Annotated in this window: 25 protein-coding genes and 1 tRNA gene; 20 read left to right on the top strand and 6 right to left on the bottom strand. The window is 45.0% G+C overall.

From position 1 onward, the window contains the following. Positions 1 to 93: 93 nt before the first annotated feature. Positions 94 to 1143 carry an erythrose-4-phosphate dehydrogenase gene (gene epd, locus FTW16_RS07495; protein ID WP_032545610.1) on the bottom strand — a complete coding sequence of 350 codons (1050 nt, stop codon included), beginning with the start codon at positions 1141 to 1143 and terminating at the stop codon, positions 94 to 96. Between the two features lie 214 nt (positions 1144 to 1357). Next, positions 1358 to 3352 carry a transketolase gene (tkt, locus tag FTW16_RS07490; RefSeq protein ID WP_146490593.1) on the bottom strand — a complete coding sequence of 665 codons (1995 nt, stop codon included), beginning with the start codon at positions 3350 to 3352 and terminating at the stop codon, positions 1358 to 1360. 357 nt (positions 3353 to 3709) lie between these two features. On the opposite strand from tkt, the gene metK reads away from it, so the two are divergent. The 9 genes from metK (at position 3710) to FTW16_RS24465 (ending at position 10746) form a co-directional block, all read left to right on the top strand. After that, entirely contained in the window at positions 3710 to 4864 is a 1155-nt protein-coding gene (gene metK / locus FTW16_RS07485) for a methionine adenosyltransferase (RefSeq protein ID WP_017062234.1), read from the top strand. 368 nt (positions 4865 to 5232) lie between these two features. Further along, positions 5233 to 6030 (top strand): DUF2189 domain-containing protein, encoded by a 798-nt coding sequence (locus FTW16_RS07480; protein WP_017067802.1) that lies wholly within the window; start codon positions 5233 to 5235, stop codon positions 6028 to 6030. 79 nt (positions 6031 to 6109) lie between these two features. Beyond that, positions 6110 to 6610 carry a SprT family zinc-dependent metalloprotease gene (locus tag FTW16_RS07475; RefSeq protein ID WP_146490592.1) on the top strand — a complete coding sequence of 167 codons (501 nt, stop codon included), beginning with the start codon at positions 6110 to 6112 and terminating at the stop codon, positions 6608 to 6610. A gap of 151 nt (positions 6611 to 6761) precedes the next feature. After that, positions 6762 to 7493, top strand: a complete 732-nt coding sequence (locus FTW16_RS07470) for an endonuclease (protein ID WP_146490591.1) — start codon at positions 6762 to 6764, stop codon at positions 7491 to 7493. Between the two features lie 153 nt (positions 7494 to 7646). Next, positions 7647 to 8378, top strand: coding sequence for a 16S rRNA (uracil(1498)-N(3))-methyltransferase (gene rsmE, locus FTW16_RS07465; RefSeq protein ID WP_060982711.1), 732 nt, complete (start codon positions 7647 to 7649; stop codon positions 8376 to 8378). Positions 8379 to 8387: 9 nt separating this feature from the next. Further along, positions 8388 to 9338, top strand: a complete 951-nt coding sequence (gshB, locus tag FTW16_RS07460; RefSeq protein ID WP_146490590.1) for a glutathione synthase — start codon at positions 8388 to 8390, stop codon at positions 9336 to 9338. A gap of 116 nt (positions 9339 to 9454) precedes the next feature. After that, positions 9455 to 10018: a YqgE/AlgH family protein gene (locus tag FTW16_RS07455; protein WP_048611435.1), complete on the top strand. Its 564-nt coding sequence runs from the start codon at positions 9455 to 9457 to the stop codon at positions 10016 to 10018. A gap of 48 nt (positions 10019 to 10066) precedes the next feature. After that, complete coding sequence (ruvX, locus tag FTW16_RS07450) at positions 10067 to 10489, top strand: Holliday junction resolvase RuvX (RefSeq protein ID WP_048659417.1); 423 nt, start codon at positions 10067 to 10069, stop codon at positions 10487 to 10489. 98 nt (positions 10490 to 10587) lie between these two features. Beyond that, the gene (locus FTW16_RS24465) at positions 10588 to 10746 is read left to right on the top strand and encodes a hypothetical protein (protein WP_186728038.1); all 159 of its coding nucleotides are present in this window, start codon (positions 10588 to 10590) and stop codon (positions 10744 to 10746) included. A 70-nt stretch (positions 10747 to 10816) separates the two neighbouring features. On the opposite strand, the gene FTW16_RS07445 is transcribed toward FTW16_RS24465, so the two are convergent. After that, positions 10817 to 11926, bottom strand: coding sequence for a PilT/PilU family type 4a pilus ATPase (locus tag FTW16_RS07445; protein ID WP_146490589.1), 1110 nt, complete (start codon positions 11924 to 11926; stop codon positions 10817 to 10819). A 14-nt stretch (positions 11927 to 11940) separates the two neighbouring features. Then, complete coding sequence (locus tag FTW16_RS07440; RefSeq protein WP_060982714.1) at positions 11941 to 12978, bottom strand: type IV pilus twitching motility protein PilT; 1038 nt, start codon at positions 12976 to 12978, stop codon at positions 11941 to 11943. Positions 12979 to 13004: 26 nt separating this feature from the next. Here FTW16_RS07440 and FTW16_RS07435 point away from each other — a divergent pair, with 26 nt between their 5' ends. From FTW16_RS07435 to hemW, 7 genes are all read left to right on the top strand, one after another. Then, a complete protein-coding gene (locus FTW16_RS07435) occupies positions 13005 to 13709 on the top strand; it encodes a YggS family pyridoxal phosphate-dependent enzyme (protein ID WP_146490588.1) in 705 nt (234 codons plus the stop codon). An 82-nt stretch (positions 13710 to 13791) separates the two neighbouring features. Then, positions 13792 to 14610: a pyrroline-5-carboxylate reductase gene (gene proC, locus FTW16_RS07430; protein WP_146490587.1), complete on the top strand. Its 819-nt coding sequence runs from the start codon at positions 13792 to 13794 to the stop codon at positions 14608 to 14610. A 57-nt stretch (positions 14611 to 14667) separates the two neighbouring features. Next, entirely contained in the window at positions 14668 to 15225 is a 558-nt protein-coding gene (locus tag FTW16_RS07425) for a YggT family protein (RefSeq protein WP_146490586.1), read from the top strand. 29 nt (positions 15226 to 15254) lie between these two features. Further along, on the top strand, positions 15255 to 15545 hold the full coding sequence (yggU, locus tag FTW16_RS07420; protein ID WP_048659422.1) for a DUF167 family protein YggU: 291 nt from the start codon (positions 15255 to 15257) through the stop codon (positions 15543 to 15545). A gap of 28 nt (positions 15546 to 15573) precedes the next feature. Further along, positions 15574 to 16005: a DUF4426 domain-containing protein gene (locus FTW16_RS07415; protein ID WP_146490585.1), complete on the top strand. Its 432-nt coding sequence runs from the start codon at positions 15574 to 15576 to the stop codon at positions 16003 to 16005. A gap of 48 nt (positions 16006 to 16053) precedes the next feature. Then, positions 16054 to 16653 (top strand): XTP/dITP diphosphatase, encoded by a 600-nt coding sequence (locus FTW16_RS07410; RefSeq protein ID WP_146490584.1) that lies wholly within the window; start codon positions 16054 to 16056, stop codon positions 16651 to 16653. Continuing rightward, complete coding sequence (gene hemW, locus FTW16_RS07405; RefSeq protein WP_146490583.1) at positions 16653 to 17840, top strand: radical SAM family heme chaperone HemW; 1188 nt, start codon at positions 16653 to 16655, stop codon at positions 17838 to 17840. The genes FTW16_RS07410 and hemW overlap by 1 nt, the downstream gene beginning before the upstream one ends. A gap of 118 nt (positions 17841 to 17958) precedes the next feature. On the opposite strand, the gene glsB is transcribed toward hemW, so the two are convergent. Continuing rightward, positions 17959 to 18879, bottom strand: a complete 921-nt coding sequence (gene glsB, locus FTW16_RS07400) for a glutaminase B (protein WP_146490582.1) — start codon at positions 18877 to 18879, stop codon at positions 17959 to 17961. A gap of 349 nt (positions 18880 to 19228) precedes the next feature. Then, positions 19229 to 19948 (bottom strand): tRNA (guanosine(46)-N7)-methyltransferase TrmB, encoded by a 720-nt coding sequence (gene trmB, locus FTW16_RS07395; protein ID WP_004735468.1) that lies wholly within the window; start codon positions 19946 to 19948, stop codon positions 19229 to 19231. Positions 19949 to 20113: 165 nt separating this feature from the next. Between trmB and mutY the strand changes: the two genes are divergently transcribed. The 4 genes from mutY (at position 20114) to FTW16_RS07375 (ending at position 22858) form a co-directional block, all read left to right on the top strand. After that, a complete protein-coding gene (gene mutY, locus FTW16_RS07390) occupies positions 20114 to 21175 on the top strand; it encodes an A/G-specific adenine glycosylase (protein ID WP_146490581.1) in 1062 nt (353 codons plus the stop codon). A 28-nt stretch (positions 21176 to 21203) separates the two neighbouring features. Then, positions 21204 to 21476 (top strand): oxidative damage protection protein, encoded by a 273-nt coding sequence (locus FTW16_RS07385; protein ID WP_010435637.1) that lies wholly within the window; start codon positions 21204 to 21206, stop codon positions 21474 to 21476. 69 nt (positions 21477 to 21545) lie between these two features. Continuing rightward, entirely contained in the window at positions 21546 to 22679 is a 1134-nt protein-coding gene (mltC, locus tag FTW16_RS07380; protein ID WP_060982721.1) for a membrane-bound lytic murein transglycosylase MltC, read from the top strand. 103 nt (positions 22680 to 22782) lie between these two features. Then, positions 22783 to 22858, top strand: a tRNA-Phe gene (locus FTW16_RS07375). Positions 22859 to 22939: the final 81 nt, after the last annotated feature.

Here is a 22939-nt window from a genome sequence, read left to right as displayed (position 1 = left end):
ATTCAACTGGTAATTCTTTCACTACTAATATGTGGACACTTAATATTTATTTCAAGCTAAAAAATAAATAATCCACACATTTGCTTCTAGGTCTTACTTCTTGCCTTCAGAAGCTTGCATTGCAAGAACCGTATCCAGCATTCGGTTCGCAAAGCCCCATTCATTGTCACACCACACTAGCATTTTCACTAAGTGGCCGTTGCTCACTCGAGTTTGTGAACCATCAACGATTGCGCTATGGGGATCGTGATTAAAGTCGATGGAAACGAGCGGCGCTTCAGTATAGTCAACTATATTGTGTAATGTACACTGGGACGCATTAACAATGGTTTGATTTACGTCATTAACTTTCACATTTGTATTAATTGTGACACTTAAATCCATCGCTGTTACGTTTACCGTTGGCACACGCACAGATATCGCTTCGAACTTGTTAGAAAATTTCGGGAAGATTCTTTCAATACCTTTATGCAATTTGGTATCGACAGGAATGATGGATTGGCTCGCAGCTCGAGTACGGCGAAGGTCGCTGTGGTACGCGTCGATCACTTGCTGATCATTCATTGAAGAGTGAATCGTTGTAATGGTACCGGACTCGATGCCAAAGGCGTCATCAAGAACCTTAATGATAGGAACAATACAGTTGGTGGTGCATGAACCGTTGGAAACGATTCGATGGTCAGCTTCGATGGTATCGTGATTCACACCATAGATAATGGTGTTATCAAGATCATTAGCACCAGGATGTGAAAACAGTACCTTTTTCGCCCCAGCAGCTATGTGCGCTAGACCGTCAGCTCGGCAACCGTAAACACCGGTACAGTCGAGTACAATATCCACCTCTAGATCACGCCAAGGCAACAACTCAATATCAGCAAGGTGCAAGATACGAATTGTGTCGAAGTCACCTTTATCTTCCGCACCAATGCCGTGATGGACATAGATGTGCTCTTGGTCGTTGGAGATCTTCTTACCGAAGCGGCCGTGACTGGTGTCGTACTGCAATAGGTGAGCCATAGCGTCAGGCTGAGCAAGCTCATTGACAGCTACTACTTTGATTTGTTGGCTTTTGCCACTTTCATAAACAGCGCGTAATACATTACGCCCTATTCTTCCAAATCCGTTTATCGCGACTTTTAGCATAGTTCCGTACATCTAACCAAAATTTCGTGCGACAGATGATAACTTAATCCTACCCAAAAGGCATTACTTGAATAACTCAGCCTACTTAGGACAGATTGTTCTGCTGCGTATAAAGATGAGTCTAGGAGAAAACAAATCCCAGAGACAAAAAACCGAGCTCAGCGCTCGGTTTTTTCCTTCATTTAACTGTTAGCACAAGGCCATCAGTCAATGATTATGCAAGAAGCTCTTTCGCAGTGTTTACTACGTTTTCAGTAGTGAAACCGAACATCTTGAATAGCTCGCCTGCTGGTGCAGATTCGCCGAACGTTGTCATACCGATGATCTTGCCACCGAAACCAACATACTTGTACCAGAAGTCAGCGATGCCAGCTTCTACTGCGATACGCGCTGTAACGTCAGATGGAAGTACAGACTCACGGTATTCAGCGTCTTGCTTGTCGAACGCGTCAGTTGCAGGCATAGATACTACGCGTACCTTCTTACCTTCAACGGTTAGTTCAGCAGCTGCATTAACCGCTAGCTCAACTTCAGAGCCTGTAGCGATAAGGATTAGCTCTGGCTTGCCTTCACAATCTTTCAGGATGTAACCACCCTTAGCGATGTTTGCTACTTGCTCAGCGTCACGATCTTGTTGTGCAAGATTTTGACGAGAGAAGATCAGAGATGTAGGGCCATCTTTGCGCTCGATTGCCAGTTTCCAAGCCACTGCAGACTCAACTTGGTCACATGGGCGCCATGTGCTCATGTTTGGAGTTAGACGTAGAGAAGCGATCTGCTCAACCGGTTGGTGAGTAGGACCATCTTCGCCTAGGCCGATTGAATCATGAGTGTAAACTTGGATATTCTGAACTTTCATCAGAGCAGCCATACGCATTGCGTTACGCGCGTATTCCATGAACATTAGGAATGTTGCGCCGTATGGTACGAAACCACCGTGCAGAGCGATACCGTTCATGATCGCCGTCATACCGAACTCACGTACACCGTAGTGGATGTAGTTACCAGAGAAATCAGCTGCTTCAAGAGACTTAGAACCAGACCACATGGTTAGGTTCGAAGGCGCAAGGTCAGCAGAGCCGCCCATGAATTCTGGAAGCATTTGACCAAACGCTTCTAGTGCGTTTTGAGATGCTTTACGTGAAGCGATGTTTGCTGGGTTAGCTTGAAGATCAGCAATGATTGCGTTTGCTTTCTCTTCCCACTCGGCTGGTAGTTCGCCGTTAGTACGACGTTTGAATTCTGCTGCTAGCTCAGGGTAAGCCGCTGCGTATGCGTCAAACTTAGCATTCCACGCTGCTTCTTTAGCCGCGCCTGCTTCTTTTGCATTCCACTCAGCTGCGATATCTGCTGGGATTTCGAAAGGACCGTGTTCCCAACCCAACGCAGCTTTAGTTGCTGTGATTTCATCAGCGCCTAGTGGAGCACCGTGACAGTCATGCGTACCCGCTTTGTTTGGCGAACCAAAACCGATAATAGTTTTAGTACAGATAAGTGTTGGGCGAGGATCTGCTTTAGCCGCTTCAATAGCAGCGTTGATAGCATCAGAGTCGTGACCATCTACTGCTGGGATTACATGCCAGCCGTAAGCTTCAAAACGCTTAGGTGTATCGTCAGAGAACCAACCTTCAACTTCACCATCGATAGAGATACCGTTGTCATCCCAGAAAGCAACCAGCTTACCAAGACCAAGCGTACCTGCTAGAGAACATGCTTCGTGAGAAATACCTTCCATCAGACAGCCATCACCCATGAATGCATAAGTGTAGTGGTCTACGATGTCGTGGCCTTCTTTGTTGAACTGTGCAGCCAGTGCTTTCTCAGCCATTGCCATACCAACAGCGTTAGTGATGCCTTGACCTAGAGGACCAGTCGTTGTCTCGATACCAGGAGCGTAACCGTACTCTGGGTGACCTGGAGTCTTCGAGTGCAGTTGACGGAAGTTCTTAAGGTCTTCAATTGAAAGCTCGTAACCTGCAAGGTGAAGCAGAGAGTAAATCAACATTGAGCCGTGGCCGTTAGACAGGATAAAACGGTCGCGGTCAGCCCACTCTGGGTTTGCTGGGTTGTGGTTCAAGTGGCCACGCCAAAGAACTTCAGCGATGTCAGCCATACCCATAGGTGCGCCTGGGTGGCCTGAATTTGCTTGTTGAACACCGTCCATGCTAAGTGCGCGGATTGCATTGGCTAGATCTTTACGAGAAGGCATGTCTGCTCCTGAGTACATAAGCGATTTAAAAAAGAGATAATTGCTAAAGTTTTCATTTTTATTAGCGCGGGTATTCTCTCAAACGACTATTGCTACTGCAAACGTTTTACTGGCATTTTAACGGTCACTTTTCGCAATTTTCGAACATTTACATCACTTAGCAATGGCTTACCCTATTCAATACGCAAACGTTTAGTTATGACATATCATAAAAAAGAGCTTGTAATTCGACCGCTGGAATTTAGAATAGCCGTCTAGATGTAGAAACACCTACAAAATATACTGTATTTAATGGCGGCGCTTCCTGACTTGCGACGCCATAAACTATTTACACCAAAAACTAAAAGTGGAGCTCTCATGGCTAAGCACCTATTCACTTCTGAATCTGTTTCAGAAGGCCATCCAGATAAAATTGCAGACCAAATCTCTGATGCTGTTCTTGATGCCATCTTGGAACAAGATCCAAAAGCACGTGTTGCTTGTGAGACTTACGTTAAAACCGGCATGGTTATGGTTGGCGGTGAAGTAACAACGTCTGCATGGGTTGATATCGAAGAAATCACTCGTGAAACAGTGCGTGAAATTGGTTACGTCCATTCTGATATGGGCTTTGACGCTGACTCTTGTGCTGTTCTTAACACCATTGGTAAGCAGTCTCCGGACATCAACCAAGGTGTTGATAAAGAAGATCCTAAAGAGCAAGGCGCTGGCGACCAAGGCATCATGTTTGGTTACGCGACTAACGAAACACCAATTCTAATGCCTGCTCCAATTACTTACTCTCACCTTCTTGTTAAGAAGCAAGCTGAAGTACGTAAGAGCGGCAAACTTGACTTCCTTCGCCCAGATGCGAAATCTCAAGTAACATTCCAGTACGACCAAGGTAAAATCGTTGGTATCGATGCTGTTGTTCTTTCTACTCAACACTGTGATTCAGTAACAACTCCGGATCTACGTGAAGCAGTAATGGAAGAGATCATCAAGCCAGTACTTCCTGCTGAGTGGATCAACAAAGACACTAACTTCTTCATCAACCCAACAGGCCGTTTTGTAATCGGTGGCCCAATGGGTGACTGTGGTCTAACAGGTCGTAAGATCATCGTTGATACCTACGGCGGCGCAGCTCGTCACGGTGGCGGTGCATTCTCTGGTAAAGATCCATCAAAAGTTGACCGTTCTGCAGCTTACGCAGCACGTTACGTTGCGAAAAACATCGTTGCTGCTGGCATGGCTGACCGTTGTGAGATTCAACTGTCTTACGCTATCGGTGTTGCAGATCCAACATCTATCATGGTTGAAACGTTTGGTACTGAGAAAGTAGCTCACGAAATCATCATTGAAGCTGTTCGTCAAAACTTCGACCTACGTCCATACGGTCTTCAAGAAATGCTGAACCTTCTTCAGCCTATCTACAAGCAGACTGCAGCATACGGTCACTTCGGTCGTGAAGAATTCCCTTGGGAAGCGACTGACAAAGCAGCAATCCTTGCAGACTTCGCTGGCCTAAAATAATTTAGCCACTACGATTTGTTTCTATAAAGCCCTTACTGCTTAGTAAGGGCTTTATTTTTATGTACTTACCGAACTTTCACTCGCAACTTCCTTCTTTAACGCCCTTCTTTACCGTTAACCACTAAGTATAAAAAGCCGCCGATAATTTGTGTTTTCTAACACTACTGACAATAGTTAAGGTAACTCCTAGGCGATCAAGCTCACATTTAACTTAAATTAATTCAGTCTGATAACGCTCGTTAAATGCACGCTAGAACAAAAACTGGGATGACAAAGAGCCATTTAGCTCTGCACCATAACTCTCACACAAGCCACACCGATGAGCTTTATGGAATTATAACTAGGACGTTATTTAACTAGGGGGATCTATGCCTCGTACCGCGCACCCATCCGAACTGAACGATAAAAAACACAAGGTCAGCGATAAGGATTACGCTCGTACCATTCCTTGCAACCAAATAAGTATTTCCGCACCCTTTCATTGGTTGTCGCTTGCTCTGCATGACTTAGTAAGAATGCCATTAATCAGCGCATTTTACGGTTTGTGCTTTATGGGAGCGGCAATCGCCATTGTTCAACTCGTCCAATGGCAAGGAACACACTTAGTCGTAATGCCAAGCTTGATTGTGTACATGCTGATAGGACCTTTTCTTGCTCTGGGCTTGTATGACGCAGCCTGGGAAAGAGAAAAAGGACACAACGCCAGCTTACTGCATTCCATGAAAGCCATCACACGCAACTCAACCCATCAGTGGGCCTTTGCGATTGTCTTAATGGTCGCGATGATATTCTGGATGCGAATCGCCGCTCTGTTGCATGCTTTGTATCCATCTGTACAAGGCGCGCCACTGGCCGAGTTTGCGCCCTTCTTGATCACGGGTTCTGTGATTGGATTCGTTATCGCTAGCCTAATATTCAGCATCTCAGCGTTTTCTATCCCTTTGATGATGGAGAGACGCGTGGATGTGATGAGCGCAATCTTCACTAGCTTCAATGCAGTGAAATCCAACATTCCAGCAATGGTGGTGTGGGCAAGTATTATTTGTGCCGGTATTCTGGTGGGTTTTGCCACCTACGGCATCGGAATGATCGTCACCATGCCGCTACTTGGTTATGGTACATGGCACGCTTATCACGAGATAATTAAGAAAAAACATCACGTGTAAAACATCGCTAGATCAACAAGCAATGTTATGATGAGGCCTTAGCTTAAACGCTGAGGCCTTTTTTTGGAGTTAACAACGTTTGTCTTACACCCCGCAACAACATCGAGCAAATAAGAAATTGGCCGAGTGCCTAGCTATCGCTAATCAACATTTCTCTCGTGAATTCCCATGCCCAACCATTACTTATAAGTTAAGAGGAAAGGCAGCAGGAAAGGCATACCTTCAGCTCAATGAAATTAAGCTCAACCATGTACTCTTCGCCGAAAATGAGGATGCCTTCGTTAACGAGGTGGTGCCTCATGAACTGGCACATCTGATCACACATCAAGTATTTGGACGAGTGAGACCTCACGGGAATGAGTGGAAATACGTGATGGAAAAGGTATTCAATGTACCAGCCAAAACAACCCACAGTTTTGAGATAACCTCAGTGCAAGGCAAGACCTTTGAGTACCGCTGCGACTGCACGGTTTACCCACTTTCGATTAGACGTCACAACAAGGTATTGCGTAACCAATCAAGCTATCGTTGCCAACAGTGCAATCAAACCTTGGCCTTTACTGGCAAGCAACTAAGCTAGCACCCAATACTCGGCCTAAGTTAGATTTAGTAGCCTGCTCGTTTTTCTTCAGGAAATTGCACTCCATCAACTAGATGATTGAAATGTAATGGAGAAATCTATCACTTGAGTGCTAGACTGATATTTATCATACTTTTATCAGTCTTTTTCTATGCATAAAACCACTCCAAAAGCATTTGGCCTATCGATGTCTTTTTACTTATCGATAGTATTTGGCCTACTGGTAACCCAAAGCGTTTTCGCCGCTCCACCGAGTTCCTTCTCTAAAGCAAAAAAAGAAGCCGTGAAGATCTACCTTGATCACCCGACTTCATTCTATTGTGGCTGTGACATAACATGGAAAGACAAAAAGAAAGGCATTCCAGACCTTGAGGGCTGTGGCTATCAAGTACGAAAGCAGCAAAAACGTGCCAGTCGAATTGAATGGGAGCATGTGGTTCCCGCTTGGCAATTCGGCCACCAGCGTCAGTGCTGGCAAGATGGCGGGCGCAAGAACTGCACTCGCAATGACAAAATATTCAAGTCCATGGAAGCCGATCTCCACAACCTAACGCCAGCCATCGGTGAAGTAAATGGTGACCGTTCGAACTACAACTTCAGCCAGTGGAATGGAATGGATGGCGTGAGCTATGGCCAGTGTGAAATGCAGGTCAACTTCAAACAGCGTAAGGTTATGCCGCCAGACAGAGCAAAAGGCTCTATCGCGCGTACCTACCTTTACATGAGCCAAGAGTATGGCTTCAAGCTATCTAAGCAACAAACCAACCTGATGATGGCGTGGAACAAGCAATTTCCTGTCGACAAGTGGGAGTGTACTCGTGATGAGCGAATCTATGCCATCCAAGGTAATCACAACCCATTTGTTTACCCTGCTTGTAAATAACGTCGCTCGTACAATCAACATTCCTAACTATCTCAAACAAGAGTTTCAGAATTGCCCCTGAAACTCTTGCTCTACCCTTGTTTTTTCAACTAAAAGCATCCATGTTAGGCAGAGACAAAATACCCAAATGAACATATTTATAGGTTTACCAGCATGAGAATCCCTCGTATCCATCACCCAGAACGCATTCATCAGTTAGGTTCACTCGCTTTAGGCGAAGATGCCGCGGGTCATGTTGGTCGTGTCCTTCGCATGAAAGAAGGCCAAGAAGTCCTTCTATTTGATGGCAGTGGCGCTGAATTCCCTGCCACGATAGCTGAAGTATCAAAGAAAAATGTCACCGTTAATGTTTCTGAACGCATCGAGCGCAGCAGCGAATCTCCGTTAGACTTACATTTAGGCCAAGTTATTTCACGTGGCGACAAAATGGAGTTCACGATTCAGAAATCGGTAGAGCTTGGTGTGAACACCATTACCCCTCTAATTTCAGAGCGCTGCGGTGTTAAGCTTGATACAAAACGCTTCGAGAAAAAACTTGCACAGTGGCAAAAGATTGCTATCGCGGCATGTGAACAGTGTGGCCGCAATACGGTTCCTGTCATTCGTCCAATCATGCAGCTTGAAGAGTGGTGCAGCGAACCAAGCGAAGCACTAAAGTTAAACCTTCACCCTCGTGCAAAATACTCGATTAACACCCTTCCGGAACCCATCAACAAGGTGCGCCTATTGATTGGTCCTGAAGGTGGACTGTCCGCTGAAGAAATCGGCATGACAGAACAATATAAATTTGAAGAGACACTACTCGGCCCACGTGTACTTCGTACCGAGACAGCTGCTCTAACCGCAATTACTGCCTTACAAGTCCGTTTTGGCGATCTAGGCTAGGAGAAAAAAATGATCAAACTTGGCATCGTAATGGATCCAATTTCATCCATTAACATCAAAAAAGACTCTAGCTTTGCCATGATGCTTGAAGCTCAGCGTCGTGGTTATGAAATCCATTACATGGAAATGGATGATCTACACTTAGATCAAGGCGTAGCCATTGCTGACACTAAGGTTGTAGAACTAAAAGAAGATCCAAACGGTTGGTACGAATTCAAGTCAGAGCAGACAATCGCGCTATCTGATTTAGATGCAGTATTGATGCGTAAAGATCCTCCGTTTGATACTGAGTACATTTACGCGACCTACATTCTTGAGCGTGCTGAAGAAAGCGGCGCACTGATCGTAAACAAGCCACAAAGCCTACGTGACTGTAACGAAAAGTTGTTCACGGCTTGGTTTCCAGAGCTAACACCAACTACCATCGTGACTCGTAAAGCTGAAAAGATTAAAGAGTTTCGTGAGAAGCACGGTGACGTGATCCTAAAACCACTTGATGGTATGGGTGGTGCATCTATTTTCCGCGTGAAGGAAGGCGATCCAAACGTATCTGTGATTATTGAAACACTGACGAACCACGGTCAAAACTACGCAATGGCACAAACCTTTGTTCCTGACATCAGCAATGGTGATAAGCGTATTCTTGTAGTTGACGGTGAGCCAATGCCTTACTGCCTAGCTCGTATTCCAGCTAAAGGGGAAACTCGCGGCAACCTAGCAGCTGGCGGTACAGGTGAAGCTCGTCCGCTAAGTGAAACAGACTGGGCTATCGCACGAGCAGTCGCTCCTTCACTAAAAGAGAAAGGCTTAATCTTTGTAGGACTTGATGTTATCGGTGACAAGCTAACAGAAATTAACGTGACTAGTCCTACTTGTATCCGTGAAATTGAAGCTGCTTTTGATATTTCGGTAACAGGTAAATTAATGGACGCTATCGAGCGTCGCATTAACGCTAAATAGCCTAAACTAAAGAAAGCCTTAGCTATTCGCAAACACGAAGTAAATAGGCACAGAATCAATGAGCGGCTTAACGCCGCTCTTTTTCCTTTACTGGGAACACACTGGCAGGAGGCTCTATGAATTTAACGAACCACTTTCTGGTTGCTATGCCCGGAATGAAAGACCCCTACTTTCAAAATTCGGTAATTTACCTTTGTGAACACAACGACGAAGGTGCGATGGGCTTAATGATCAACGCCCCTATTGATGTGACTGTCGGAAGCATGCTTAAACAAGTTGAGGTTGATTCTGAGCAGCCGAAATCCAACCAAGCAAGTCTTGATAAGCCAGTATTGAACGGTGGGCCGGTCGCAGAAGACCGTGGGTTTATTTTGCACAAACCTAAAGGCAGCTATCAATCCAGCATCAACATGACAGATCAAATCTCGGTAACAACCTCAAAAGATATCTTGATGGTGCTGGGCACAGAAGATGAGCCGATGAATTATTTAGTCGCACTTGGGTATGCAGGATGGGAACCGGGACAACTGGAAACCGAACTTACCGAGAACTCATGGTTAACCGTTGAAGCCGACCCGAAGGTCATCTTCGATACACCGATTTCTGACCGCTGGAAAGTCGCCGTGCAGATGTTAGGCATTAATGCGGCTCAGCTTTCAGCTGACGCTGGTCACGCCTAGATCAAATCAGTATATAAACTCTCAAACACAGATTAATTGGGAAACCCCATGTCACGAACAATTATGGCATTTGACTACGGAACAAAAAGTATCGGTAGTGCGATAGGACAAGAAATCACGGGCACCGCAAGCCCTCTAAAAGCCTTTAAAGCCAAAGATGGCATCCCCAACTGGGACGATATTGAAAAGCAAATAAAAGAGTGGCAGCCGAACCTTATTGTGGTTGGCCTTCCTACCGACCTTCATGGTAAAGATCTAGCAACCATCACACCTAGAGCAAAGAAGTTTGCCAACCGCCTAAAAGGGCGCTTTGGTGTCGATGTTGAACTACATGATGAGAGATTATCAACCGCAGAAGCAAGAGCTGACCTTTTTGACATGGGTGGCTATAAAGCATTAAGTAAGGGTAATGTGGACAATCAGTCCGCTGTTGTTATTCTAGAAAGTTGGTTTGAAGCACAATATTCTTAACGAAAATTAAGTGAGCAAAAATTGAACTAATTTGTGATCCCGCGCGAATTTCACGTCGTAATGTCGATGCAATTCAAAATCAGAACGTGGGAGTTCAAATGAAAATTTTTCTAGCAATCTTCGCCGCTCTAACCATTTCAGCATGCAGTTCAATGGGTGGTTCAGCGGGTTACACTGGCGAACAATATCCAACTAAAATTAAATTAGAGAAAGAGCGTGGCTACTCGAACGACAACAACCGTTTTGCTAATCACTAATTTATTCACTTTACAAAAAACCCGCATCTTAAGCGGGTTTTTTATTTGCACCAGACACTAGGCATTCAACCTAACCCATGTCTATCTTTACCCCGGCCAAAGCACCAGTCTCGTAGTCATCATCTCCACGTCTGGTTTTTAGCATCAAACGTAAGTCATTAGCAGAGTCAGCACTGTGAAACGCATCCTCTTCGCTGATCTTACCTGCTACAACTAAATCGTACAAAGCTTGATCAAAGGTCTGCATACCAATCTCTTTCGATTTCGCCATTGTTGCTTTTAGCTCGTGCAGTTCACCGCGACGAATCAAGTCAGACACTCGGGGGCTGTTGAGTAAAATCTCAAACACACCATGACGCCCGCTGCCATTCTTATCACGGATGAGTTGCTGAGCGACGACACCACGTAGGTTCATCGACAGATCAAACAAAAACTGTTCTTTCTGCTCTTTCGGCACCAAGTGGAGAATACGCTCTAACGCTTGGTTAGCGTTATTGGCGTGCAAGGTTGCCATACACAAGTGACCAGTCTCAGCAAAAGTCATCGCGTATTCCATGGTCTCACGGCTACGAATTTCACCAATCAAAATCATATCTGGTGCTTGGCGTAACGAGTTCTTAAGCGCAACTTCATAGCTCTCGGTGTCGAGTCCAACCTCACGTTGCGTCACGATACACTTTTTATGTTCGTGGACAAATTCAATAGGGTCTTCAACCGTCAATATATGACCGGAACGATTGGTGTTACGATAGCCTGTCATTGCAGCCATTGAGGTCGATTTACCAGAGCCAGTCGCCCCAACCACCAGCACAAGTCCGCGCTTAGCAATTGAAAGGTCCTGTAGTACATCAGGAAGCTTTAATTGCTCAAAGGTTGGGATGTTAGTCTCGATGCGTCGAATGACCGCTCCTGGTAGCTCTCGCTGAAAAAACGCACTGACACGAAAACGACCAAAATCACGCACAATAGCAAAGTTAGCCTCACGCGTTTGCTGATATTCATCGCGTCGATCTTGATCCATCATCGCGTCAAGCAACTGTGCGACCTGAGCCGAATTCAGCTTACCTCCTTGAGGTCGCAATTCACCATCAACACGAAACAGGATAGGCGCATCAACGGTGATATAAAGATCCGATGCTTTTTGAGACAGCATCCCTTCAAGGATTTGATTCAATTCCATTTTGTTCACCTTGATTAAAACATTGAGGTTTCAATTTCGATCTTTCTCTCGACCTCTTCCGAATCAACCAAGCCTTGAGCCATTAGCTGCTTCGCATTTTGCTCCATGGTTTGCATACCATGTGCTGCACCCGTTTGAATGATCGAATACATCTGAGCAACCTTGTCTTCACGAATCAGGTTTCGGATCGCAGGTGTCGCCATCATGATTTCATGACACGCGATACGACCGCCACCAACACGCTTTAGCAGCTTCTGAGCAATCACAGAGCGCAACGACTCGGACAGCATTGAACGCACCATGTCTTTGTCGCTACCCGGGAATACATCGATAATACGGTCTATAGTTTTAGCCGCGGAGCTGGTATGCAAAGTACCAAAAACCAAGTGACCAGTTTCTGCTGCGGTTAGCGCTAAGCTAATGGTCTCTTGGTCACGAAGCTCACCCACAAGAATAACGTCTGGGTCTTCACGTAACGCGCTGCGCAGCGCTGCTTTAAAGCTGTGAGTATCACGATGAACTTCACGCTGGTTAACAAGGCATTTATTGTTGGTATGAACGAATTCAATTGGGTCTTCGATCGTCAGGATGTGTTTATTGTGGTTGCGGTTTACGTAATCAACCATCGCTGCGAGAGTCGTCGATTTACCAGAACCAGTAGGGCCAGTGACAAGCACTAAACCTTTTTCGTAGTTAGCAATCTTTTCAAAGATCTCAGGTGCACCTAACTGATCTAAAGTTGGGATCTCTACAGGGATTGTTCGAAAGACAGCTGAGCAACCACGTGCTTGGTTAAAAGCATTCACACGGAAACGGCCAACATTGGGTAATTCAAAAGAGAAGTCGACTTCCAATTTTTCTTCAAACTCACCGCGTTGTGAATCGCTCATGATCTCAAAAACCAAACGATGCACATCAGCATGACTCAAAGCTGGGATTCCAAGCTTCCTTACTTCACCATCTATACGTACCATTGGAGATACACCCGCAGAAAGATGTAGATCTGACGCGTTATGCTTTACACTAAAATCTAGTAACTCAGTGATATCCATTTATTTTCCCTTAAGTAAAGTCAGCTATGAGTAGTATTCAACAAAATATCGAACAAATCACCTCACAGATTCGCAGTGCTGAGCAAAAGTGCGGACGAGCTCCAGACTCCGTGCAACTTTTAGCCGTCAGCAAAACTAAACCTATTGATGCAATTCTAGAAGCCGCACTTGGAGGCCAAGTTGCCTTTGGTGAAAACTATGTTCAAGAAGGTGTTGATAAAGTAAAACACTTTTCAGAACAACATTCTAACCTAAATTTAGAGTGGCATTTTATTGGTCCAATTCAATCCAATAAAACCCGCCCAATCGCGGAAAGCTTCCAATGGGTGCATTCCATCGATCGCGATAAGATCGCACAAAGGCTTAATGATCAACGTCCAAGCGAACTTCCACCTTTGCAAGTTTTGATTCAGGTAAACACCAGTGGTGAAGAGTCCAAGTCTGGAACGTCAGAAGAAACAGTTTTTGCACTCGCGGAGTTGATTTCATCGCTCCCCAACCTCACTTTAAGAGGATTGATGTCGATTCCTGCAAACGTATCTGACTATCAATCTCAGCTTAATGCATTTTCTCAACTGGCAGAGCTTAAAGACAAGCTAGCCGCGAAGTATTCAGACATTGATACCCTTTCGATGGGGATGAGTGGTGATATGGATGCAGCAGTTGAGGCTGGTAGCACAATGGTTCGCATTGGAACGGCTATTTTCGGCGCTCGTGATTACGCGAAATAGCCGTTGTAACCAACCAACGATAAGTACAAGTATTGATACCGCTTCGCCTTATCCGCGCAGCGACACGCTCAGGATTTTATATATGGAACATAAAAACATCGCCTTTATTGGGGCGGGAAACATGGTTCGCTCAATTGTAGCGGGCTTGGTAGCGAGTGGTTACCCAGCGCAAAAGATTACTGCTACAGCACCTTCAGAAACCAGAAGGCTGCCGTTAGAACAAGAATACGGCATCAATACCACCAGCGATAATATTACAGCAGCAGAGCAAGCAGACGTTGTGGTGTTATCAGTGAAACCACAAATGATGGCTAATGTATGTAACCCCTTACAAGATATCGACTTCAGTAACAAACTGGTTATCTCCATTGCCGCGGGTATTAGTGCGAATCGACTCAATGAGATGTTAAACTGCCAACTGAACCTTGTACGTGTGATGCCAAACACGCCATCACTGCTTGGTAAAGGGATGAGCGGTCTTTATGCTGATTCAACGGTCAGCCAAGATGATAAAGACTTCGCTTCTCAACTAATGCAAGCTGTAGGTGAGGTAAGCTGGGTTGAACAAGAGTCTGGCATCAACAGCATCATTGCGGCGGCGGGGAGTGCTCCAGCTTACTTCTTCCTGTTTATGGAAGCGATGCAAGCAGAAGCGGTCAACCAAGGCTTCGACCAAGAAACCGCTCGTAAATTAGTTCAGCAGTCTGCATTAGGCGCGGCAGAGATGGTGGTAGCGAATCCAAATACTGAATTATCTACACTGCGTGAACAAGTGACATCAAAAGGCGGCACAACCGCAGAAGCGCTACGCACGTTTAACGAACATCAACTATCAGACATCGTAGCAAAAGCCATGCAAGCGGCGGTTGCTCGAGCTGAAGAGATGGAAAAACTGTTTTAAGCATTTTGTCGCTCAATTTATACCTAAGCGACAAGTAAATCCGAAAAAGGAAACAATATGAACTCGATGAGCTTTCTGATCTCGACCGTTTTTGATCTTTACATCATGGTTGTGATCTTGCGTATCTGGCTACAAGCATCACGTGCAGATTTCTACAACCCATTCTCACAATTCATCGTAAAAGCGACACAACCGGTTGTTGCCCCACTACGCCGAGTTATTCCATCAATTGGCAGCCTTGACCTGGCGACGGTTGTTTTTGCTTATGTGCTGTGTGTACTTAAGTTCGTTGCTCTAAACCTTATTATCTCTGGCGGCGCTGCCGTTTTCGATATTAGCTTCCTTATCTTTGGCGCACTTTCTCTGCTCAAAGCGGCTGGTGGTTTAATTTTCTGGGTTCTACTTATCCGTGCAATCCTAAGTTGGATAAGCCAAGGTCGTAGCCCAATCGAGTACGTGTTCCACCAACTGACTGAGCCAATGCTAGTACCTATCCGCCGTATCCTTCCAGACATGGGTGGTTTCGACCTAAGCGTGTTGGTTCTGTTCATTGTTCTGCAATTTGCGAACTTCCTAATGGGCGACATGATTGGTCCTATTTGGTATCAGCTATAATTCAAGTACGAACATTAGGTACTTTGACGATGCCAAAAGCAGTTTGGGCCGAAGAAGACGATATTATTCTTAGGCTCTATATCCAACCCAAAGCAAGCCGAGACAAGATTGTTGGCTTGCACGGTGAGGAACTCAAAATTGCCATTACTGCTCCACCAGTAGATGGCAAAGCCAATGCCCACTTAGCGAAATACCTAGCGAAACAATTTAAGGTCGCTAAAGGGCAAATTAAGATAGAAAAGGGAGAACTCGGTCGGCATAAGCAAGTTCGAATATGCTCGCCAAGCCAAATCCCAACCGAAGTCAAAGCCATCCTATGATGGCTTTTTGCTATTTATTGGAGTCACTATGCGTCTATGGATTACAGCACTACTCACCGCTCTTGTTGCCCTACCAAGTTCAGCAGGACAATTTAAAAACATTAAGGATGTCGAAGTTCACTACTCGGCTTTTAACTCGACATTTCTAACGGCTCAGGTAGCTAAGCAATACAAGCTTAAGCGAAATGGCTACTCAGCGATTCTGAACATCAGCGTTTTAGACAAAGCTTCCCTTGGCAAGCCTGCAACAACCGCTAAAATCACGGGAACAGCGAAGAACCTTGTAGGTAACACTCGCACGCTTAACTTCCGCGAGATAAAGGAAGGTGATGCGATTTATTACCTAGCTGAGTTCCCTGTAACACACGAAGAAAACATCACTTTTAGTATCGATGTTAACGCAGGTTTGAAAGGCACAGGTCCACTGCGCTTCACACAAAAATTCTATATAGAAGAGTAGCTTCAACCGTCACTTTTCTGTTCACTAACTTATTAGAGCCACATACCCATGAGTAAGATTGTTTTAGCCACAGGCAACCAAGGTAAAGTTCGCGAGATGGCAGATATTCTGTCTGAGTTTGGTTTTGACGTTGTCGCACAAAGTGAGTTTAACGTTTCAGAAGTCGCTGAAACAGGAACAACTTTCATTGAAAACGCCATCATCAAGGCTCGCCATGCTGCGAAAGAGACAGGACTGCCAGCGATTGCTGACGACTCAGGTTTAGAGGTTGATTTCCTTAAGGGTGCTCCGGGCATCTACTCAGCGCGCTACTCAGGTGAAGGGGCTACGGATAAGCAAAACATTGAAAAACTGCTTGATGCCATGCAAGGTGTGGAAACTGAAAAGCGTACCGCTCGTTTCCACTGTGTGTTGGTACTCATGCGTCACGAAAACGATCCAACACCATTGGTGTGTCACGGTAAATGGGAAGGTCGTATTCTGACGGAAGAGCACGGTGAGAATGGCTTTGGCTACGATCCTGTATTCTTTGTACCAGAAGATAACTGTGCATCTGCTGAACTCGAATCTACACGTAAAAAGCAGCTTTCACACCGCGGTAAAGCCCTTGCTTCACTATTCGAAGCAATCAAAGAGCAAGCTCTGTAATGCACGATACAGCGCTTATACCACCAGCACTTAGTCTCTATGTACACATCCCATGGTGTGTACAAAAGTGTCCATATTGTGATTTCAACTCACACGCTCTGAAAGCCGAGATTCCTGAAAAAGAATACATTGATGCTCTGCTTGAGGATCTCGATACTGATATCGAAAAATACCAACTCAATGACGCACCTCGTCCACTGCACTCGATCTTTATTGGTGGTGGTACTCCGAGCCTATTCTCTCCAGAAGGAATTGGTCGATTGCTGCAAGGTATTGAACAACGCATCCCGTTCAAACCGGAAATCGAGGTAACCATGGAAGCCAACCCTGGCACCATTGAAGCTGAGCGTTTTGCTGGTTATCAAAAAGCAGGGGTTAGTCGAATCTCGGTGGGCGTGCAAAGTTTTGAGCAAGAGAAACTGGAAAGACTTGGCCGTATTCATGGGCAAGATGAAGCGGTTAACGCCGCTCATTTAGCACATAAAATCGGATTAAATAGCTTCAACCTAGATCTAATGCACGGCTTACCGGATCAAAGCATTGATCAGGCCTTGGCTGATTTGGACAAAGCGATCGAGCTCGATCCTCCACACTTATCTTGGTATCAGCTAACAATAGAACCTAACACCATGTTCTATTACAAAACGCCAAAGCTACCTGACGATGATGACCTTTGGGATATTTTCGACTTGGGTCATAAGAAACTCGCAGACGCAGGCTATGTGCAGTACGAAATTTCAGGCTACAGCAAGCCCGGCTATCAGTGTCAGCATAACCTTAACTATTGGCGCTTTGGCGACTACCTAGGTATTGGCTGTGGCTCTCATGGCAAGCTAAGCTTTGCTGATGGTCGCATTGTTCGCACGACTAAGATTAAACACCCTAGAGGCTATTTAGCGGCTTACCAGAACATGGTGAAGCCTTACCTATCTGATGAGTTTGAAGTGCCAAATGAAGACCGCCCTTTTGAATTCTTTATGAACCGCTTTAGGTTAATGGAAGCGTGTCCAAAACAAGATTTCGTTGATACAACGGGGCTTGATTTTGACGCTGTCCATTCAACGATTGAGTGGGCAAAAGAGCTAGGTTACTTGAATGAAACCGACACGCACTGGCAGATCACAGAAAAAGGGAAGCTATTCCTCAACGATTTGCTGGAAGCCTTTATGGCAGAAGAAGACGAATAGATTCGAGATTTATTGTGTAAGGGTTGGCTTTAGAGTCAACCCTTTTTGTTTTATGAACCCCTCTCGAAACGAAGCGCTCTATAGGACGAAATCTGTACTCGCATCTCGCACCTTTCTTCTAGAAAATAGAACGACCAATTCGCTCTGAAAGCAATTCCAACGCTTTAGTACCAGCAAGAGAGTTACCAGAAGGATCAAGCTCTGGAGACCATACAGCAATTGTCATCTCTCCCGGAACGATAGCGATAATACCGCCACCCACACCCGACTTACCCGGCATACCAACACGATAAGCAAACTCACCAGCTCCATCGTACAAACCACAAGTTGCAAGCAAAGCATTCAACTGCTTAGTTTGAACAGATGTGATGATCTCTTTCTTGGTTTGAACCGACACACCTTTGTTCGCCAAATAGCTAAAGGTTTTCGCCAAATCTACACACGTCATTTTAAGTGCACAAGCATGGAAGTAATTGTTGAGTACCGGAATAACATCGTTCTCAAAATTACCAAATGAACGCATCAAATAAGCAATGGCAGCATTACGATCGCTGTGCATCATTTCTGACGCCGCTACCACCTTGTCATACACAATATGAGTATCACCCGATAGCTGACGCACAAACTCTAACAAACGATGTCTCGGTGCTGACAGGCGGCTTTGTAGTAGATCAGCTACGACAATAGCACCCGCATTGATGAACGGGTTACGGGGGATACCATGTTCCATCTCAAGCTGAATCATAGAGTTAAAGGCTTGGCCAGAAGGCTCTTTGCCTACGCGTTGCCAAATTTCTTCAGGCTTATATAACACCATAGCTAAGGTCAGGCTCAAGGCTTTAGAGATGGATTGCACAGAAAAGGCTTCCTCTGCATCACCCGCTTGAATCACCTCACCTTCGTTTGTGTATACTGCAATCGCCAGTTTCTGGTTCGATACGCGTGCCAATGCAGGGATATAATCAGCGACCTTTCCCTGACCAATTAAGGGACGAACTTCGTCTAAGATCTCGGCCAAAATAGCTTGAGTTGGTTTCATGTGCGCTTACTTCTATATTGTTATTTTTGTAGGGGTGTAACATATACCAATCGTAGTAAATAACTGCTCACTCTAGCTTGTTAAAATGCTCGATAACTGCGTTAGAATTTTTGATTGTAGAGTAACTACTTATCGAAAAATGCTGCCTTGTTCTCAAGCCTTTTTCCTACGCTATTTCTGGTCACTTACTTACTGTGATTGGTATTACTTTCTGTCGTTAAGCCTTTACTGAAATAAAAGCCTAAGGACAAAAAAGCCAACATTACAATAATGTTGGCTTTAATCAATCCCATAAAGTATAGGGGTTAAATTCTAAGTCGGATTACCCTTCACTCAATTTGATTCGAAGTTACTTAGTACGCTTGAACTTAATGTCCCAAACACCATGACCTAAACGGTGGCCACGAGCTTCAAACTTAGTTAGCGGGCGCTCATCCGGACGAGGGATGTAATCACCATCTTCAGCGATGTTCTCGAAGCCTGGAGCTACGTTCATCACTTCAATCATATGTTCTGCGTAGTTTTCCCAGTCTGTTGCCATATGGAAAATACCAGTATCAAGTTGAAGCTTACCGCGAACCATCTCTGCAAACTCAGCCTTAACGATACGACGTTTATGGTGACGTGCTTTGTGCCATGGGTCAGGGAAGAACAGTTGCAGTGTATGCAGGCTGCTATCTGGAATCATGTGTTCAAATACTTCTACAGCATCGTGACACATTACACGCAGGTTAGTTACGCCAGCATCGCGAGCTGTACCTAAACACGCACCAACACCTGGGCTATGAACTTCAATACCTAAGAAGTTTTTCTCAGGTGCGTTCTTTGCCATTTCAACCAGTGATGCACCCATACCGAAGCCAATCTCTAGTACAACCGGGTTATCGTTGCCAAATACTTCTTTCCAGTTAAGAAGCTCTGGGTTGTAGTCGATACCCATTGTTGGCCAACATTCGTTCATCGCGTTCTCTTGGCCTTTTGTTAAGCGGCCTTCGCGGCGAACAAAACTACGGATCTTACGAACCAGTTTGCCGTCTTCAGTATATTCGTTAGTGGTCACTTCACTCATTGATTTTTGCCTGCACATTGATTAATCAAAGCGGGGATTATCCAAAGAATTGCCTCCGGTGCAAGTCTTTCCGTGGATAAATTCCCACACAATTTGTCTGTTTTACATCCAACGTTAAGTGTGGTGCAATTTCGCTTCTAATAATAGCAAAGCATAGAGCATGTCGTGACTCCTTTCGCAACCGCCATATTAAAATGGTATGACGCCTACGGGCGTAAAGAATTACCTTGGCAACAAAACAAAACCGCCTACACCGTTTGGCTATCTGAAATCATGCTTCAACAGACTCAAGTCGCCACGGTGATCCCATACTACCAGCGCTTCTTAGAACGCTTTCCAACGGTTATCGACCTAGCGAACGCCGAACAAGATGAGGTGCTCCACTTATGGACAGGGCTTGGTTATTACGCACGAGCTCGCAATCTACATAAAGCAGCCAAGATCGTTGCTGAGCAGTATGGGGGTGAATTTCCGCTTTCTATCGAAGAGATGAACGCGCTACCGGGAATAGGTCGCTCAACTGCAGCTGCAGTGCTGTCTTCCGTTCATAAGCTCCCTCATGCGATTCTTGATGGCAATGTAAAACGAACGCTTGCGAGAAGCTTTGCCGTTGAGGGTTGGCCGGGACAAAAGAAAGTCGAGAACCAGCTTTGGGAATATGCCGAAGCACATACTCCGAAGAAAGATGTCGATAAGTACAACCAAGCAATGATGGACATGGGCGCGATGGTTTGTACCCGTAGCAAGCCTAAATGTACTCTGTGCCCGATTGAAAGCATGTGTGAAGCCAAGAAACTTGATAGACAACTCGATTTCCCGGGCAAGAAACCTAAGAAAGAAAAACCAGTAAAAGAAACATGGTTTGTGATTCTGTACCACGACAACCAAGTGTGGCTCGAACAGCGTCCTCAGTCTGGTATCTGGGGTGGATTGTTTTGTTTCCCTCAAAATGAAAACGCAGAGATCGAACATCAACTAGATCTTCGTTCGGTCAAAGACACTGAAACAGATTCGATAAAGACCATGATTGCGTTTAGGCACACTTTCAGCCACTACCACTTAGATATCACGCCAGTATTGGTGAAATTAGATAAACAACCAGATTTGATAATGGAAGGGACTAAAGGTCTCTGGTATAACTTATCAAAACCGGAAGAAATTGGCCTAGCTGCTCCAGTAAAGCTGCTTATTGAGAGCCTACCCTTTGAACTGAACGACGACGTTTGAATCAACGAACGCGATAAGAGGAACCACTATGAGCCGCACTGTATTTTGTGCTCGCCTTCAAAAAGATGCTGAAGGCCTAGATTTTCAACTTTACCCAGGTGACTTAGGTAAGCGTATCTTTGACAACGTGTCTAAAGAAGCTTGGGGACAATGGCAAAGCAAGCAAACCATGCTTATCAATGAAAAGAAGCTAAACATGATGGATCCTGAGCATCGTAAACTTCTTGAAACCGAGATGGTTAACTTCCTTTTCGAAGGTAAAGATGTCGTAATTGATGGCTATACTCCACCAAGCGAATAAGACATTTATTTAAGCAATTTTTAATGACATCATGGTTAACGCTGCGATGTCATTTTTGTATGAGGAACTATGAAAAAGCTAAGTTACTTCCTAACAGCCATGTTATTAACTGGCTGCAGCCGTGAATTTGTCGAAAGCATTTATGATGTCAATTACGAGCCGACCAACCGATTTGTAAGTAATTTGGCGGAGCTACCCGGTCAATTTGAAAAAGACACGGGTGCCCTAGATTCCTTGATTAATAGCTTTTCTGGTAACATCCAAAAGCGTTGGGGCAGCAGTGAAGTAAAGATGGCAGGTAAAAGTAACTATGTGAAATACATAGACAATTACCTAAGCCGTTCCGAAGTTAACTTTAGCAAAGGCCTGATAACGGTAGAAACCGTCTCCTCTACTGAGCCTAAAAAACACCTCAAAAACGCGATCATGACAACGCTTTTGACGCCAGATGATCCGGCGCATGTTGACCTATTCTCTTCCAAAAGCATCAAGTTAGAAGGTAAGCCTTTCCTCTACAATCAAGTTGTTGACCAAGATAAAAAGCCCATTCAATGGACATGGCGCGCTAACCAGTTCGCTGATTACCTGATCGCTAACAACCTAAAAACCAAAGAAGTCGACTTTAAAAAATCCTACTACGTTGAGATCCCAATGGTGGCCGATCACGCCAGTCAGCGTAGTTATCAATACGCCGACATCGTTCGACGAGCATCTCAACGTTATGACATTCCTGAAGACTTGATCTACGCGATTATCAAAACAGAAAGTAGTTTCAACCCCTACGCAGTGAGCTGGGCGAATGCATACGGTCTTATGCAGGTGGTACCTAAAACCGCAGGTCGAGATGTCTTTAAGTTAGTAAAGAACAAGCCAGGAGAGCCCAGCCCTGAGTATTTATTCAATCCAGAAAACAACATTGATGCTGGTACCGCATACTTTTACATACTCAAAAATCGTTATTTGAAAGATGTAAAACACCCGACAACGCTCGAGTACAGTATGATTTCAGCATACAACGGCGGCACTGGTGGCGTGCTCAATACCTTCAGTAAGGACAGAAAACGAGCAATGCGAGACTTAAACTCGCTGCAACCTAGCCAAGCGTATTGGGCACTTACTAAGAAACACCCAAACAAAGAGTCGCGCCGATACTTAGAAAAAGTAACAAAATTCAAGAAAGATTTTAACCAAGGCAAAACGTAAGCCTCACTTTTGAATAAAAAAACAACTAACGAACGTTTTTTTTAATTATTTTCAAAAAAGGTGTTGACGGTTATGCAGAAAATCCGTTTAATAGCGCTCCGTTGCCCGGATAGCTCAGTCGGTAGAGCAGAGGATTGAAAATCCTCGTGTCGGTGGTTCGATTCCGCCTCCGGGCACCACAATTTGATTTGTTGGTGTCGAAACTCTTTAACAGGGAGTAGCAGCACGGACAAAAGCATAAAGAATTTAGTGTGCCGACT

It is taken from the genome of Vibrio sp. T20, assembly GCF_007858795.1.
GTDB classification, from domain to species: domain Bacteria; phylum Pseudomonadota; class Gammaproteobacteria; order Enterobacterales; family Vibrionaceae; genus Vibrio; species Vibrio satsumensis.
Note: the sequence above shows the minus strand (reverse complement) of the source record. Positions and strands in the feature narration are given on the sequence as shown.